Source organism: Furfurilactobacillus milii, from assembly GCF_009864005.1.
GTDB classification, from domain to species: domain Bacteria; phylum Bacillota; class Bacilli; order Lactobacillales; family Lactobacillaceae; genus Furfurilactobacillus; species Furfurilactobacillus rossiae_B.
The window spans coordinates 522,413-538,314 of the sequence record NZ_WEZQ01000005.1; the positions used below are offsets into that span (position 1 = coordinate 522,413).

Sequence of the window (15,902 nt, forward strand, 5' to 3'; positions counted from 1 at the left end):
TGGCAGGTCAAAGTGATGCTCATTTTTTATTGTTTTAATCCTGAGTGAGGTCAGCCGCTACCTTAAGCGCGTTAACTTCTTCCTCTGATAGTGCCCGATAATGACCTGGCAACAAGCCAGTGGACAGCTTAAGCGGCCCAAATGATAAGCGTTCCAGCCGCACGACCCGTTGTCCAAAGCTACCAACCATCCGTTTGACCTGATGGTACTTACCTTCTGTCAAGGTAAGCTGAATCGTTGTTTGATCCAACACTGGGTCATACGCGTCCAATTTCATATCAGCCGGTTTCAACACCGTACCATCTTTTAACGTGATGCCAGCCGCAACTTGCGCAACATCATCTTCAGTCAGTGTCCCAGTTACAATGGTCTGATAAACTTTCGTCACGTGATGTTTGGGATTGGTCAACCGATGCCCTAGCTCACCGTTATTCGTGATCAGCAATGCCCCAGTTGTATCTTTATCCAAACGTCCGACCGGAAATAGATCATCACGATAATCGGCCTTATTAAACAGATCCATCACTGTTTGCGCAGTCTTATCTGTGGTCGCTGTAACCACTGCGACAGGTTTATTCAACAGAAAGTAAAAATACCGTTGGTAAACAACAGGTTGTCCACCGACTAAAACAGTATCCTGATCCGGATCGATTGACTGACGTCCTTGCTTCGCGACAACACCATTAACGTTCACATGACCATCACGAATGAGCGTATGCGCTTCACTTCGCGTCGCCACCCGCATTTCCTTTAAATATTTATCTAAGCGAATGCCTTTGGACACAGTGTTACCTCCGAAACTATCAATTATTTAATGTGAAAACGCGCGCGAACCCGTTCCACTCGACTACCAAGCATCTTATCTGCCAGTCTAAACCGCAGACTAAGGTAGGCGTACGCGCCACCACCGAGAACAACAGAAATCAGCAGTTCAATGAACGCCGTTACTTTAAACTGGGTGTTCACGACGTGATCAAGGCCCCAAACAGACAACCGCGCCACAATGAACGTGACCAGTGAGAACACAATAATTTGATTGAGTCGATGCAACAAGCCATCCCAATCTATCTCAAAATGTTGATTTAAATTACGCAAAATCAGCACGCTGGAAACGGTAAACCCAATTAACGTTGCCGCTAACGGCCCTAATGGTTGTGCTATCGCTACCAACGGGAACTGCAACGCCATCTTAACAATCAGACCAATCAGCATATACCAAATCACTGCTTTGTTTTGATCGACCCCTTGCATAATCGTTGACAGCACCGTGAACAGGCCAAACAAAACGGACAGGTACGATGAAAATTCGAGGATTAATGAGCCAGCCAGTGAGTAGTGATAGAAAAATGTATAAAGTGGCACAGAAATTGCCGCCATTCCCAAAGCAGACGGAATCATGATGAAACTAAACAGCTCTAATGTGAAGTTAATTTGACGACTCGTTGAAGCACCATCCTTCAATGTATGAGCCTCAGTTAACATCGGGATTGCAGTGGCCGCTAACGCAGACGCTAGCGATACCGTAATCATAATAATTTTGTTGGCATTGAAGTCAAAGTAAGCATACAGCGTGTTTTGAACGGCATAGCTTAAGTTTGAAGTCACATGCATGATTCTAAAGAACGTGACTTGATCAAATAACTGATAGATCGCAATGGCACTCGGCACAATGGTAAACGGAATCGCCTGCCAGATGATTTGCTTCAATAGTTGACCAGTCGTGATGGCCAACCCACCCTTTGCGTTTTCAATCTTATTACGGAAATATTGACGATAACGCCACATTTCATAGACCAACACAGCCACGCCGGCAACAGCTCCCAAACCGGCGGCAAACGTTGATTGAACAACAGCCCGTGGCCAATTGTGAGCTGGTGCCGTGCCAACCCGCATAATCAGAAAAGCAGTCAGCAACATGTAAATAATTCGGACAACTTGTTCGACGAACTGTGAGATCGCACTAGGTGCCATCATGTGATAACCCTGGAACATCCCCCGCATCATGGATAACGTTGGAAAGACAAACACTGCCAAAGTGAGTGAGCGAAGAACCGGAATAACGTTTGGATCACCGGTAGTCAACGACTGCATCGGTGACATGAACCACAACAGGACAGCCGCTACCAATCCAGTGATTAAGGATAGCAATAACCCGCGTTTGAACAAACGGAAACCCACGCCATACTCATTTAGCGCGTTGTAATGGGCAATCAGCTTAGAAATAGCTGCTGGAATCCCAGCAGTTGAAATCATTAAAACTATGGAATAAACGTTGTATCCCTTTGAAAAAAGCGCATTGGCTTGATTATAAAAGGTCCCGAACCAAACGACCCACGGGATAATGTACAACGCACCTAATACCCGCGATGTGATGCTGGCTGCCGTCATCCACCCGGTACCACGTAGAATTTGCTCTTGATCGGATACGGCCCCTGATTCAAAGCCCGGATGTTCAACAATCTCACCCAAGTCTTCGCTGTCACTATTATCAGCTTTTGCTTGGGCAGATGTCGTTTCTTCATGGGTAACTGGAATGGTCCGTTCTAAAGGCACCGCTTCGGAAGATTCAGCTTTATTTTCATCAGTATTAGGCATAGACATTGTGGACTCTGCTGATGAATCGGAATAAGCCGTCCAACGACTAGAAACTAAGTGCAGTGGCTTTTCTTCTTTCTCAACTTCCCGTTCAAGCTCAGTCTCTGATTGGGCCTGCGATTGCGATTTGGCTTCCACCTCGGGCGTTGCGCTTGTACTTTCTTCAACAATTTCAGATTGAGCACTGTCAGTAACATGTCTGTCCTGTGCGCTCGACTTTAACTGTGTAATATTCGATACTGCAGCAGTCGAATCAGCCACCATCTCACTGTCAGCAATGTGACTCGTCGCAGAGGCAGTAACTGATTCATTCTGAGAGCTAACTGTGGCTGTCGAATCGGCCATTGAAGAGACTTCCGATTGGGCCCCCTGCAAGTGCAGTTTGCTTAGTAACGCTTCACGACGTTGGCGCCGCCGATACTGTTTTCTGGTAGGAATTGCCTGACTATTTTCGTTTTGTGGATCTTCCTTTGACATAAAAACTCTCAATTCTTTTTTCGATTTGGATAGTTTCCAACATGCGTAAATTGTTTTCTTAAACTATTAGTGTACCGCGTTGTAGCAGTTTCAAACACCTTAAATGTCATTATTAAACCAAGCTTTAATGAACCTTAGTTAATGGTCGAAAATTGAAAACCTAGTATGCCGACAGATTACTGACTCTAGCGCCAATATGTAATTGAATTGCCTGACACTGGCTGCTTTAAGTCAACACTAACATCACGTAAAAACGCAGTAATACCATTGATTATACAGAGATTGCCGCATCTAATTCAACAAAAAAATGCCACTAATTGTTGGCTTAACGCCCAAAAAACAATTAGTGACACATTATTTATGTTAAAGCCACGCTAATTAGCAACCACGTTAACCAACTTGCCTGGCACAACGATTGTCTTACGAACCGTTTTACCGTCAATGGCCTTTTGCATGTGCTCGTCAGCCATCGCGATCTTTTCCAGATCATCCTTGCTGATATCCTTATCAACCGTGGCATGACTCTTAACTTTACCATTAACCTGCAGAACCACTTCAATCGTGGCCTCTACTAGTTTGCTAGCATCATAAGTTGGCCAAGGTTGGTAACTGATGGTGTCAGATTCATGGAAGTAGCTCCACAATTCTTCAGCAACGTGAGGAACCAATGGCGACAACATCTTGATGAAACCTTCCATGTACTCAACTGGCAGATCATCGACCTTGTGGGCTTCATTAACAAAGACCATCATTTGAGAAATGGCTGTGTTAAAGTGCATCCGGCCATAATCTTCTGTAACTTTCTTGACCGTTTCGTTGTATACCTTATCCAGCTTGCCGTCATTGATCGTCGTTACACGATCACGCAGATGATTGTTTTCATCAATCAGTAAACGCCAAACACGTTGAATCCACTTGTATGAACCATTGATGCCGTCTTCACTCCATGGCTTTGATTCTTCCAATGGTCCCATGAACATTTCGTACAAACGAAGCGTATCAGCACCGTACTTTTCAACGATTTCGTCAGGATTAATAACGTTCCCTTTAGATTTCGACATTTTTTCGTGATTGTCGCCAAGAATCATCCCCTGGTTAACCAACTTGTGGAATGGTTCCTTTGTTGGCACAACACCGAGATCATAAAGAACCTTGTGCCAGAAACGGGCATACAGCAAGTGAAGCACGGCATGTTCTGCACCACCGATGTACAAATCAACAGGCAACCAGTACTTTAATTTTTCAGGATCTGCCAAAACCTTGTCATTATGTGGATCGATATAACGCAAGAAGTACCATGATGAACCGGCCCATTGCGGCATCGTGTTCGTATCACGTTTACCATGACGGCCATTTTCATCCGTAACGTTGACCCAGTCGTCAATATTAGCAAGTGGACTTTCACCAGTTCCAGATGGTTCCAACTGGTCCGTGTCAGGCAGTGTTAGCGGTAACTGGTCTTCTGGAACCAAGGTCGTTTCACCATCATCCCAGTGAATCACTGGAATCGGTTCACCCCAGTAGCGTTGGCGACTGAAGATCCAATCCCGCAAGCGGTAGTTGACCTTTTTGGCACCGGCATCATGCTCGGTTAGCCAGTCAATCGCTGCTGAGATGGCCGTTTTCTTATCCATCCCGTTCAAGAAACCGGAGTTGATGTGCGTACCATCGCCAGTAAAGGCTTCCTTATCCAAGTCGCCGCCTTCAATGACAGGCTTGATTGGCAAACTGAATTTATTAGCAAACTCGTAGTCACGCGGATCATGCGCTGGCACAGCCATCACGGCCCCAGTACCATAAGAAGCCAACACGTAGTCGGCAATCCAAATTGGCACCTGTTCACCGTTAACTGGGTTAATCCCATAAGCGCCGGTGAAGACACCAGTTTTATCCTTGTTCAAATCCGTCCGTTCCAAATCTGACTTGGACTCGATTTGTTTGCGGTAAGCGTCAACGGCTGCTTTTTGGTCAGGCGTTGTAATCTGATCAACAAGGTCGTATTCCGGTGCCAGCACAAGGTAAGAAACACCAAACATCGTATCAGGACGGGTAGTGAACACTTCGATCTTCGTGCCTTCGTGACCGTCAACAGCGAACTGAACACTGGCACCTTCTGAGCGACCAATCCAGTTTCGTTGTTGCTCTTTGATGCTTTCAGGCCAGTCAAGATCATCTAGGTCATCCAGCAAACGATCAGCGTAGGCTGTGATCTTCAACACCCACTGCCGCATTGGAACACGGTAAACGGGATAACCACCACGTTCCGTTTTGCCATCAACGACTTCCTCATTGGCAACAACCGTGCCACCCATAAAGTCAGGGGCCCAGTTGACCATGATTTCGTCTTCATAGGCCAAACCACGTTTGTACAGCTGTTCAAAAATCCACTGTGTCCACTTGTAGTACGAAGGATCTGTCGTGTTAACTTCGCGATCCCAGTCATAAGAAAAGCCCAGTGATTTAACTTGTTTACGGAAAACGTCGATATTTTGATCAGTAAAGCCTTTGGGATTATGACCGGTTTTCAGTGCATACTGTTCCGCTGGCAACCCAAAAGCATCCCAGCCCATTGGATGTAAAACATTGTATCCCTGCATCCGTTTCATTCGGCTCATGGCATCCGTTGCAGTATAACCTTCTGGATGACCAACATGCAGTCCCTGACCGGATGGATAAGGGAACATATCTAATGCATAATACTTTGGCTTATCGGAAAAGTCTGGCGTTTTGAACGTATCGTTCTTTGACCAAAACTTTTGCCACTTTTTTTCAATTTTTGTATGATCGTACGGCATGTTTTGCCCTCCCAGAAAAAATTAATTAACAAATAAAAAACGCCCTGTCGATTATCGTCACTGTTAAATCAATAACGACAACCGATAGGACGATGCGGATCGCGGTACCACCTATCTTCTTACCACAACAACCATGGTAAACACTTAAAGTCGGTAACGCTGACAAACGAAAACAGCTACTGACGTTATCATAACGTCGTTCACCATCTTAGTGATTATCGGTGAGTTCATTCTGTCATCAACACTGACTTGCACCACCCGTCAGCTCGCTTAAGATCACAACACAATTACTAATCCGTCACTTTTACTTGTTAAAATATTGTTCATAGCATAGCAAAATAAGCGCGACTTTACAAGTCAGCATCCGCTTTAGAATGCTATACTGACTTTAAAATAACTTCGGAGGTCATCACTATCTTTGTTTTGTCACAAACGCACTGGCAACGCGTCAGAAATCTCATTGCCGTTATTTGTTTTATTATTTTTCTAATCCTGTTAGCCGGTGTCGTAACGGATGCAAGCTGGCTTCATCAACTCGATCAATTCGGCACCCATATTGTCCGCCACCCGGTGACCGAGGAACGAACGTGGTTCTTTCGCAATATAACAAGGCTCGGCAATGTAAAATTTACTATGATCGTGATGGTTATCTTTTCACTCGGCCTTTGGTGGCGAAAAAAGTATCAAGGCGCTGCTTTTTTCTTCGTTAACGTTGGCGTGTTTGCACTTGCCGTAAATACGATTCTTAAAAGCTTGGTCGAACGTCCACGACCAATCATTACGCATTTAGTGGCCGCTGGAGGATTTAGTTTTCCTAGTGGTCACTCAATGAACGTCACGTTGATGTACGGCTCACTGATTATTCTGTGTAATCTGTATGTTGACCGGTTGCATTTACGGGCAGCTTTTAATACACTATTAACGTTACTCATTATTACCATTTGTCTCAGCCGCGTGTACCTCGGCGTTCATTTTCCTAGTGATGTTTTGGCCGGAAGCGCTCTCGCCTGGTCTGAATTGCTCGTGTCACGTTACCTCTTTTTCAAAACAACTTCGATTCACGCAAAACGATAAATAAGGTCGTTGACGATAACTAATCCATTAGTTACCATCAACGACCTTATTTTGAATTCGCACAGTTTAACCTTCGTGAGACTTCTTGATTCGTGATCCCCAACGATCACGTTGAACGATTTTCTCTTCGAAATCACGAATAAAATCAAGTGTCTCTTGGAACTTACCGCGGCCGAAAACATCCAACCAACCTTTGAAACGGTCCTGCGCAACATCCCACAACTTACTCTCAACCTCACTACCCTTAGGCGTTAAGTGAAGTGTCTTGTGGCGACGGTCGGCCATGTCATCTTCTTCGTAGACATAGTCTTGTTTAAGTAATCCCGCTACCTGACGGGAAATTGCGCTTCGAGTAACACGGTGCATGTCGGCCAGATCCATTACGCTTAACAGTGTTTCTGCTTGCGCAATTTCGGTCAAAATCAACCATTGATCAAACGACATTCCAAAATCACTCGCTGGTCCGGAGGCAAATTCGTTTAAATACTTGTCCACAAACAAGTATTCTTCAATGTAGCCTTGCATTAACTCTAAGTCTTGCTTTTTTTCTGTCATGTTTCCACCCAATTCAACAATCCGTTTAACTGTTGAAAGCATAACATATTGTTCCCATAGAGTAATCAAAAAAAAGAAATTTCAGAAAATAAATATCGATACACTTAACTATTAAACATTTTTATCTTATTTGTCGATGATCTAAGGCGTTGACCAGCAGTGCAACAATGACTAGCAATAATGCCACCAAGAATACGTTATGAACACCACTGGCCAATACACGCCGCAATGTTGGCAATAATGCAACAGGTAAATTTTTCGCCGTGTGCGGATTAATCAATGCATTAAGCATGCGTAAATTGATGTTGTGATGCTCTGCCACCCCATTTGCTAAGGTTGCGTTCATCACGATCCCATAAACAGCCAGCATAATTGTTTGCGCCAAACTCCGTGCCAGTGTATTGAAGGATGTCGCCATCCCAATAATTGCTGGGTCAACAAGGTGTTGCGTCGTTACCGTGGTACTGGTGATGGTTAGTCCAAAGCCAACGCCGAGTTCTGCTGAAATTAGCAAAAATCCCCAGAATGGTGTTTGCCCTGGTAACAGGGCCAAGATAATTGCGCCAATTAGTACTGTTGTAATACTGGTAGATTGTAAAATTAATCCGAACGCTGTTCGGACAAAAAAGATCAGCTTCCTTTAAAATGGTGTTTACCACAAACCCATTTTTTAGGAGCTGATCTTTAACCAACGCCCCCTTAAAGTACTTAACTGGCAAACACCTTACCAAGTGATGCTGACTAATTTGTCAAAAAATTCGGATCAAATTTGCAATCTACCTACTGACAAACAAAATCTTTTGTGGCCGTAATTTGCCGATAACTCGTCCCGCGATAAACGAACCGACGATCCACATCACTGAACTTGGTGTAACCGCAAACCCGGCCTGAGCAGCCTGTAGCCCTAATAATCCCTGAGTCCATGTCGGAATGTAAACGTTAAAACAAATCAGAAAACCAGAAATGAGTGCAGCTACACCATTTTGAATCACAAACGTCCGGTTGCTAAATAAACTGAGATCGATAATCGGATCACTGGCACGACGTTCTTGCCGGATGAATAACCATAACCCAACAGCTGCAATAATAAAACAGATGGCAACAATCAAAAGGTTGCTGTGTCGCTCGCCCACCACTTGAAAACCATACATTAGCCCCAATAAGGCAACCGACAGCCAGACACTACCTGCTACATCTAACGGACTGGAAGCTGCCGCTTGCTTAGGTTCGTGCAAATACAGTGCGATTAGTAGCATCGTGATGAGCCCAATCGGAATATTAATGAAGAAAACCCAATGCCAACTTAACTGATCAACGATAAAACCACCCAGTAACGGTGCAACGACAGAGGCAATGCCCCATGCTGAACCATTCAGTCCCATGATTTGGGCTCGTTTCTCAAATGGATAAATATCGGCAATGATCGTAAAGGAAACCGGCATAATCGTTCCGGCCCCAATGCCTTGCACAGCACGCCATAAAATCAGTGTCAGCATAGAGTTGGAAAGACCGCTCATCATGGAACCAAACGTAAACACGGCCAGTCCAAACAAAAATACTGGTTTACGGCCAATCCGATCAGACAGTTTGCCATAAATCGGCGTGGCCAACGAATTCGTCAGTAGATAGATTGAAAAGATCCAGTTCATTAAGGTCACGCCGTGCAGTTCTCCAACGATGGTCGGCATCGCCGTAGACACAATCGTTCCCTCAACTGCCGACATAAACGTCGCTACAAACAGTGCAATGGTGACCAACACGACATTGGTTTTATTATTTTTCATTGTGTATTCCTTTTTACGCTATGTTTTTTACAAAAAAAGACTCCTGGTGTCTGTGTGATCGTAATCCAGTCCACCGGGAGTCTCACTATTGTATTAATTAAATAACTACTTGCTTTCGTTGACAACAGCATCTGCGTCAGCGACAGCTTGCTTTAATGCATCAATTTTATCGGTCTTTTCCCACGGCAAGTCCAAGTCAGGGCGGCCAAAGTGACCATAAACGGCCGTTTGTTTGTAAATTGGCCGTTGAAGATCCAACATCTTGATGATACCAGCAGGACGTAAGTCAAAGACGCGGCGAATTGCCGCAGTCAACGTTTGTTCAGACACGTTGCCAGTTCCAAACGTATCAACGGAGATAGAAACTGGTTGCGCTACACCAATTGCATATGCCAACTGAACTTCAACACGGTGAGCCATGCCAGCAGCAACAATATTTTTAGCAATGTACCGCGCAGCGTATGAAGCAGAACGGTCCACTTTAGTGGCATCCTTACCAGAGAACGCGCCACCACCGTGACGAGCAAAACCACCGTACGTGTCCACGATAACTTTGCGACCAGTCAATCCAGCGTCCCCTTGAGGACCACCAATAACGAAACGACCAGTTGGGTTAACCAAATACTTCGTGTCGTCATCCAGATAACGAGCCGGAATAACCGCCTTGATCACCTGTTCAATCACATCGTGACGAATTTGGTCCAGTTCAACGTCGGGGTTGTGCTGCGTGGAAAGCACCACTGTGTCAACACGAACCGGTTGACCATCGTCATCGTATTCAACGGTCACTTGTGCCTTAGCATCTGGCCGTAAGTAATCAATGACACCATCCTTACGTAATTGCGCAATCTTACGCATTAACGCATGACTTAAAGCAATTGGCAATGGCATCAATTCAGGCGTTTCATCAATCGCATAGCCAAACATCATGCCTTGGTCACCGGCACCGATCTTGTCCAGTGGATCTTCATCACCTTCGCGACGCTCTAAAGCATCGTCAACACCTTGGGCAATATCAGGTGACTGTTCATCGATTGCGACAAGGACGGCACATGTGTCGCCATCAAAGCCAAGCTTGGCATCGGTGTAGCCAATCCCCTTAATCGTGTCCCGCACCGTTTTTTGAATATCAACGTATGCGGAGGTGGAAATTTCACCAAACACGAGGACGAGCCCAGTAGTAACAGACGTTTCACAGGCCACACGCGCTTGTGGGTCCTGAGCTAAAATTGCATCCAAAATTGAATCACTAATTTGATCAGCGATTTTATCTGGATGTCCCTCTGAAACAGATTCAGAAGTAAATAAATGACGTTCTTGCATATAATATTTCCCCCATCTAGTAAATTCCGGTTACAAGGCCTCTAAACAAAAAGAACCGTTACATCATCAGAATTTGACGTAACTGTTCCCTGTTTATCCTATCGGGAACGAAACTCATAACTTACTTATGGTAACACGTTACTAACCGGTTAAAAAGACGTGATTTCGTTGACCCCGCTCACAAAGTTGATTAGCATAGAAACATATTATGTCATTTTGAGAAAGGAGGCCCTTATGCCCACGCAAACTCGCAAGCAGCGTCATGTCACAATTTTTTTGAACAACTTGCCCTGGCAACCACTGCTTATCTTCACAATTGCCCAAAACATTATCTGGTGGAGCTTTCCGATTCATTACGGCCGACTTACGGGGGCTGCCTTTCATGGCAATCAACTACTGTTATTGGCTTATACAATCGTCATGAGTCTCACAACTTTTTTAATGTTTCAGGCCAACTTTAAATCATTATGGGCACACGTCCCCATTTTGATCAGTCTAATCCTTGCCTTCTCAGGCATCATTCGTGGTAACTTAGAAATTCTGATCATGTTACTCATGTTCTCGGGTTTTTGGTTAGTGGTCGAAATGCGCTGGTTGAACTTACAAAACATTTGGGGCCTCATCATTTACGCCTTACTGTCAACCTTTCCCATCAGTAGCGCCATTTTCTTTTTCCAAAACCGTTTTCTTTCAATGACATTTTTAATTCAGCTGATCCCATTAGTGGCCTGCCAATTATTTTTTATGATGCCCATTTTTGAAACTGAGGGCAAACGACGTGTCATTGCCACTGCCGTAACAGGTGTGTTATTAATTGCAGCCATTTTATTCTTCCATTTTTCATTGCTGGGTGTTTTAGCAATGGCAGTTGTGATTATAACGTTCTGGTTTAGTATCAACTATCCTAATCTCAAGGCACAATATACGGCCGCAGCTTATATTCTGCTCGAACTGATCACCTATTTAATCTTAGTCTTTGCTTAGTTTATTGACTGCTAATTACATTGAAAGAGGAACCTTCCATTTTTTCGGAAAGCTCCTCTTTTTTTGTTTACGCTGTCTTAAGTTTAAAAATACTGAAATGACTGGCTATCTGGATTCTGCCGTTACACTGACCGGAAACGCCGTTCCTTGGGACCGAGTTCAACTCGCCAAAAGCGCGATTTTCACCCTTGATTATGAGTCGAAGTACACGTCTCATAAGTCATCATGCAACACTAAGCGGCCAAGTTCTCGCCGCCAAGTGTTGCCGACATGGAACTCTGTTTCCGGTCAGCTTCACTCCTATCACAACTTAGCCGACTATTTACAAAAAAGTTGTTAAATATTAAATGGCATCCACATGAAACCTACGACTACATCAACTCCAAACGACAACCGAAAATTAAGCCGTGACTGGTCCACCAGCCAGTTTTTCCTTGAGATACTGTCCTGTGACACTGGTCTTCGTTTGGGCTACCTCAGCTGGGGTCCCGGCAGCGACCAACTGCCCCCCCTTCGTGCCACCTTCAGGGCCCATATCCACAATGTAGTCAGCGTTAGCCATAACGTCCAGATCATGCTCGATCACAATCACCGTGGCGCCCTCATTAATGAGTTGATCAAACACCCTCAGCAACTGCTGAATATCTAACGGATGAAGTCCCACAGAAGGTTCATCGAAAACAAATAACGTACCCGTCTGGCGACGACCCATTCGTGATACCAGTTTCAAACGCTGTGCTTCACCACCGGACAATGTTGGGGTACTTTCACCGAGTTCAAGATAACCTAGACCCATGTCATGTAATGCACTCAACGTATTTGCCACGATCGGGACGTCAACAAACAAGTTGCGCGCGTCATCAACAGATAATGCCAGAATGTCAGCAATTGAAAGATCGTGCCACTTCACGCTCAATGTTTCTTGGTTGTAGCGTTGGCCGTGGCATTGAGGACAAACTTCTTCAACATCTGGTAAATATTGAACATCCATACTTATTGTGCCGGTACCATGACATATTGGGCAGGCGCCATCATTTAAATTGTAAGAAAAGTGACTGGCTGTCCATCCCTTCCCCTGTGCCTCTTTGGTATTAGCAAACAAAGTCCGAACAGTGTCTAATACACTCGTGTAAGTCGCAACGGTTGAACGGACATTTTTACCCACCGGGACAGAGTCAACCATGACCACATTATGAATCTTAGCTCGATCTAACTGTTTGACCTGCTTTGGCAGTTGTTGATGTTTGACATCCGCGAGAATAGCAGGGATCAGACTATCTAATACTAGTGTTGTTTTTCCGGCCCCAGACATACCCGTCACAACAGACAACCGGTTCTTGGGAAATTGAGCTTTAACATCACTAATATTAAAACGATTGGTAACTTCAATTGATAATTTGCCTTTTGCAAAAAGCTGCTTATCAGTCAATTGCGGTCGTTCTCGAATTGGTGCCGTCCCATTTAAGAATGGTGCAATTAAGGAAGACTCATGCTTACGAATCGTGGCAACTGTTCCGTGATTGACAACCTGCCCGCCCTGCTTACCCGCACCAGGACCAATTTCGATAACGTAGTCGGCTGCTGCAATGATACTAACATCATGATCCACAACCACCAGTGAATTGCCTTGCTCAACTAGCTGATGGAAAACTTTAATCAGTCCAGTAACGTTTGCTGGGTGCAAACCGACAGATGGCTCATCCAGAACATACAAAACACCCGTGGTTTCGCTACGCAACGTGCGTCCTAATTGGATCCGTTGCAATTCACCTGTCGACAACGTGTTACCAGCACGATCTAACGTCAGGTAATTGAGTCCCAAATCCGTGAGTGGCGTCAGACTGTCTTTAAATTCTTTAACAAGGTCTGCGCCCAAATGCTGAACGCGTTTGGGTAACCACGGAACAATCGTATCCGCAAACTTCATTAGTTGATCCAAGTCCATTTTGGTAATTTCCGCAATGTTGTGTCCTACAATAAGCTGATCTAACAGTGCTGGGTCAAAACGAGAGCCATGACACGTTGGACACGTATCAAACACATAAAATTTGTTAAGCCGTTCAATCGCCCGTTCGTTAGTTGTATTGGCCATTGAATCTTCCACGGCATTGAAGGCATTTTCGTACATTGCATTATCCATATGGAAAATTTTGCCCTTCGAACTCGGAATGTTAATGGCATAGGGCTGCTTTTTACCATGTAATACTAAATCCTTTGCTTCATCAGACAGGTCCTTATATGGCGCATCGATAGGAATTCCCACCGCTTCCGCTACCAACGGCATAAAGTTTCGCCCGGCTAAATGCCAGGATGCCACGGCGCCCTCACGGATAGTAAGGTTCTCATCCCCAATAAGCCGATCTGCAGCGATTTGGCGAACTTCACCGACCCCACCACATGTTGGACACGCGCCGCCTGCATTGAAAGCAAAGTCCTCAGCTCCACGTCCACGATATCGAACGCCACATGTTGGACAGACAACCCAACCATCATTTTCCGCCACTTCAATGGTCGGTGGCACACGGTGCCCGTTTGGACATACTGTTGAGCCTAACCGAGAAAACATCAATCGTAAAACATTTAAACTCTCACTCATTGTGCCCACTGTTGAGCGAACACCTGGCACCTGTGGTCGTTGACGCAACGCTAATGCAGATGGCAAGTATTGAACTGACTCGACATTGGCCGCGCCGACCTGACTAATTCGCCGTCTTGTATATGTAGACAATGCGTTTAAATACCGTCGTGCCCCTTCGGCATATAATACCCCCATCGCCAGCGAGGACTTCCCAGAGCCCGATCTCCCGGTAATGGCGACAAACGCATTTAACGGAATATCAACATTCACATTTTTAAGATTATTGACTCGTGCACCACGCACTTCAATATTATCTGGAATCGTTTCTTTATGCTGGATTGCCATTTAATCGCTCCTCCTATATTATCTCTTATCTTTGATGTCATCCCTTTTGCATGTCACAACAATAGGCCAACCTATTTAAATTCACAGTCATTAAGATGATCATTCACAAGTCCGCTGGCTTGCATAAATGCATAGACAGCCACTGGTCCCATAAACTTAAAGCCTCGATGCTTTAAGTCCTTAGCAATTTTGACAGACAGTGCTGTCTTGGCAGGCACATCGTCTTCCGTGACCACGTCGTTTACAAGCGGTTGGTTGTTCACAAAGGCCCACCAGTAATGTGCAAAACTCCCAAATTCTTTTTGAACTTTGATGAAGGCTTGCGCATTGCTTACCGTTGCGGCCAACTTAGCTCGATTACGAATAATTCGAGCATCCTGCAAAAACGGCTGCCAATCTGCTTCAGTCATGTTCGCCACCTTTTCAATGTCATAATGATCAAAATCTTCATTAAAGGCTGCTCGCTTGTTTAATACCGTGCGCCACGATAGTCCGGCTTGATACATTTCCATACACATTAATTCAAACAAGGCATGATCATCACGATGCGGTTTGCCCCATTCCACGTCATGGTACGTCTGCATTAATCCTGGTTCTTGCCCCCATGCACACCGAATTGGCATTTCTACACCTCCCGCTTATTGATAGATAGTTTACTTTCATTATACGTTTTTCAGTATAAACGTCACCCCGGAAAGAACGGTGATAAAACTATCAATCCATAAATAAAGCGGTTACAATAAAGGTGAACAATAACAAACGTGCAACGTCCACTGTCCTTTATTGTGATGCTTCTTGCCAATTTGAGTAAGGGGCGAAATCCTTTGTCAGTGGAACAAGCCACGCTGAGGGGGCATCGCCATGACATTCTTATGGATTTTGTTCTGGATTTTTATCATCTTAACGATTCTTAACGTAGCGCGCTACGTCGCGACTCGACTAGCGCATCGGTCAACTCGGTTAATGCGTATTTACAGTGGGTACTCTGTTCTGGGGTTAGTCATCGTCTGTCTGATTATTGCTGCGTTGCACTGAAACTTATTTTACGGGCAAGATTTTATTTAAAAGGTTGAGATCATTTTTCGTCTTTAAATTACATTGATAAAGCCAACAATATTATAAATTGGTGGCTTTTAATTTTTGCAAAAATTTTACTTAGATTGTTTTTGTTTGCTAGAAAGATGATATGCTGTCAATAATATTTTGAATAAGAACTAATAATTCGGTTTGAACCCTTTGTTTTTGTTTCAGAGGAAATCCTAATAATGACTTTTGTTGATAAACTAGCCTTTCAAGGTAGATTGCAAATTTGATCCGAATTTTTTGACAAATTAGTCAGCATCACTTGGTAAGGTGTTTGCCAGTTAAGTACTTTAAGGGGGCGTTGGTTAA

The 15,902-nt window shown here is 44.5% G+C and carries 11 protein-coding genes, 1 pseudogene, 1 riboswitch and 1 other annotated feature; of the genes and pseudogenes, 3 read left to right on the forward strand and 9 right to left on the reverse strand.

The annotated features are described in order from the left end of the window. Nucleotides 1-34: 34 nt before the first annotated feature. The 3 genes from GB993_RS05315 to leuS form a co-directional block, all read right to left on the reverse strand. Entirely contained in the window at nt 35-772 is a 738-nt protein-coding gene (locus tag GB993_RS05315; protein WP_161003396.1) for a pseudouridine synthase, read from the reverse strand. Nucleotides 773-807: 35 nt separating this feature from the next. Then, on the reverse strand, nt 808-3,072 hold the full coding sequence (locus tag GB993_RS05320) for a putative polysaccharide biosynthesis protein (RefSeq protein WP_238331588.1): 2,265 nt from the start codon (nt 3,070-3,072) through the stop codon (nt 808-810). Nucleotides 3,073-3,446: 374 nt separating this feature from the next. After that, complete coding sequence (leuS, locus tag GB993_RS05325) at nt 3,447-5,867, reverse strand: leucine--tRNA ligase (protein WP_161003358.1); 2,421 nt, start codon at nt 5,865-5,867, stop codon at nt 3,447-3,449. Nucleotides 5,868-5,949: 82 nt separating this feature from the next. Further along, nucleotides 5,950-6,175, reverse strand: a binding site (T-box leader). Nucleotides 6,176-6,290: 115 nt separating this feature from the next. Here leuS and GB993_RS05330 point away from each other — a divergent pair. Next, nucleotides 6,291-6,941, forward strand: coding sequence for a phosphatase PAP2 family protein (locus GB993_RS05330; RefSeq protein ID WP_162854045.1), 651 nt, complete (start codon nt 6,291-6,293; stop codon nt 6,939-6,941). 66 nt (nt 6,942-7,007) lie between these two features. Here the strand turns inward: GB993_RS05330 and GB993_RS05335 are convergent, their stop codons facing one another. The 4 genes and pseudogenes from GB993_RS05335 to metK all read right to left on the reverse strand — a co-directional run bounded on the left by GB993_RS05335 (nt 7,008) and on the right by metK (nt 10,603). Continuing rightward, complete coding sequence (locus GB993_RS05335) at nt 7,008-7,538, reverse strand: MarR family winged helix-turn-helix transcriptional regulator (protein ID WP_161003359.1); 531 nt, start codon at nt 7,536-7,538, stop codon at nt 7,008-7,010. A 79-nt stretch (nt 7,539-7,617) separates the two neighbouring features. Beyond that, complete coding sequence (locus GB993_RS05340) at nt 7,618-8,049, reverse strand: hypothetical protein (RefSeq protein WP_186337671.1); 432 nt, start codon at nt 8,047-8,049, stop codon at nt 7,618-7,620. A 238-nt stretch (nt 8,050-8,287) separates the two neighbouring features. Continuing rightward, a pseudogene (locus tag GB993_RS05345) lies at nt 8,288-9,280 on the reverse strand (MFS transporter); the annotation flags it as partial. A 105-nt stretch (nt 9,281-9,385) separates the two neighbouring features. Further along, nucleotides 9,386-10,603 carry a methionine adenosyltransferase gene (metK, locus tag GB993_RS05350; RefSeq protein WP_161003360.1) on the reverse strand — a complete coding sequence of 406 codons (1,218 nt, stop codon included), beginning with the start codon at nt 10,601-10,603 and terminating at the stop codon, nt 9,386-9,388. Further along, nucleotides 10,601-10,728: riboswitch (SMK box riboswitch) on the reverse strand. It overlaps the preceding gene by 3 nt. 109 nt (nt 10,729-10,837) lie before the next feature. Between metK and GB993_RS05355 the strand changes: the two genes are divergently transcribed. Then, on the forward strand, nt 10,838-11,587 hold the full coding sequence (locus GB993_RS05355) for a hypothetical protein (RefSeq protein ID WP_161003361.1): 750 nt from the start codon (nt 10,838-10,840) through the stop codon (nt 11,585-11,587). 400 nt (nt 11,588-11,987) lie between these two features. Here GB993_RS05355 and GB993_RS05360 read toward each other — a convergent pair whose 3' ends face one another. Then, a complete protein-coding gene (locus tag GB993_RS05360) occupies nt 11,988-14,510 on the reverse strand; it encodes an excinuclease ABC subunit UvrA (protein ID WP_161003362.1) in 2,523 nt (840 codons plus the stop codon). 71 nt (nt 14,511-14,581) lie between these two features. Continuing rightward, nucleotides 14,582-15,133, reverse strand: coding sequence for a DNA-3-methyladenine glycosylase I (locus tag GB993_RS05365; RefSeq protein WP_161003363.1), 552 nt, complete (start codon nt 15,131-15,133; stop codon nt 14,582-14,584). A 238-nt stretch (nt 15,134-15,371) separates the two neighbouring features. Here GB993_RS05365 and GB993_RS05370 point away from each other — a divergent pair, with 238 nt between their 5' ends. Next, complete coding sequence (locus tag GB993_RS05370) at nt 15,372-15,545, forward strand: hypothetical protein (protein WP_161003364.1); 174 nt, start codon at nt 15,372-15,374, stop codon at nt 15,543-15,545. Nucleotides 15,546-15,902: the final 357 nt, after the last annotated feature.

Excerpts from the sequence above, each read along its gene's own strand:
- GB993_RS05320 (WP_238331588.1), bottom strand. The coding sequence starts at position 3,072 with ATGTCAAAGGAAGATCCACAAAACGAAAATAGTCAGGCAATTCCTACC.
- leuS (WP_161003358.1), bottom strand. The coding sequence starts at position 5,867 with ATGCCGTACGATCATACAAAAATTGAAAAAAAGTGGCAAAAGTTTTGG.
- GB993_RS05335 (WP_161003359.1), bottom strand. The coding sequence starts at position 7,538 with ATGCTTTCAACAGTTAAACGGATTGTTGAATTGGGTGGAAACATGACA.
- metK (WP_161003360.1), bottom strand. The coding sequence starts at position 10,603 with ATGCAAGAACGTCATTTATTTACTTCTGAATCTGTTTCAGAGGGACAT.
- GB993_RS05355 (WP_161003361.1), top strand. The coding sequence starts at position 10,838 with ATGCCCACGCAAACTCGCAAGCAGCGTCATGTCACAATTTTTTTGAAC.
- GB993_RS05360 (WP_161003362.1), bottom strand. The coding sequence starts at position 14,510 with ATGGCAATCCAGCATAAAGAAACGATTCCAGATAATATTGAAGTGCGT.
- GB993_RS05365 (WP_161003363.1), bottom strand. The coding sequence starts at position 15,133 with ATGCCAATTCGGTGTGCATGGGGGCAAGAACCAGGATTAATGCAGACG.
- GB993_RS05370 (WP_161003364.1), top strand. The coding sequence starts at position 15,372 with ATGACATTCTTATGGATTTTGTTCTGGATTTTTATCATCTTAACGATT.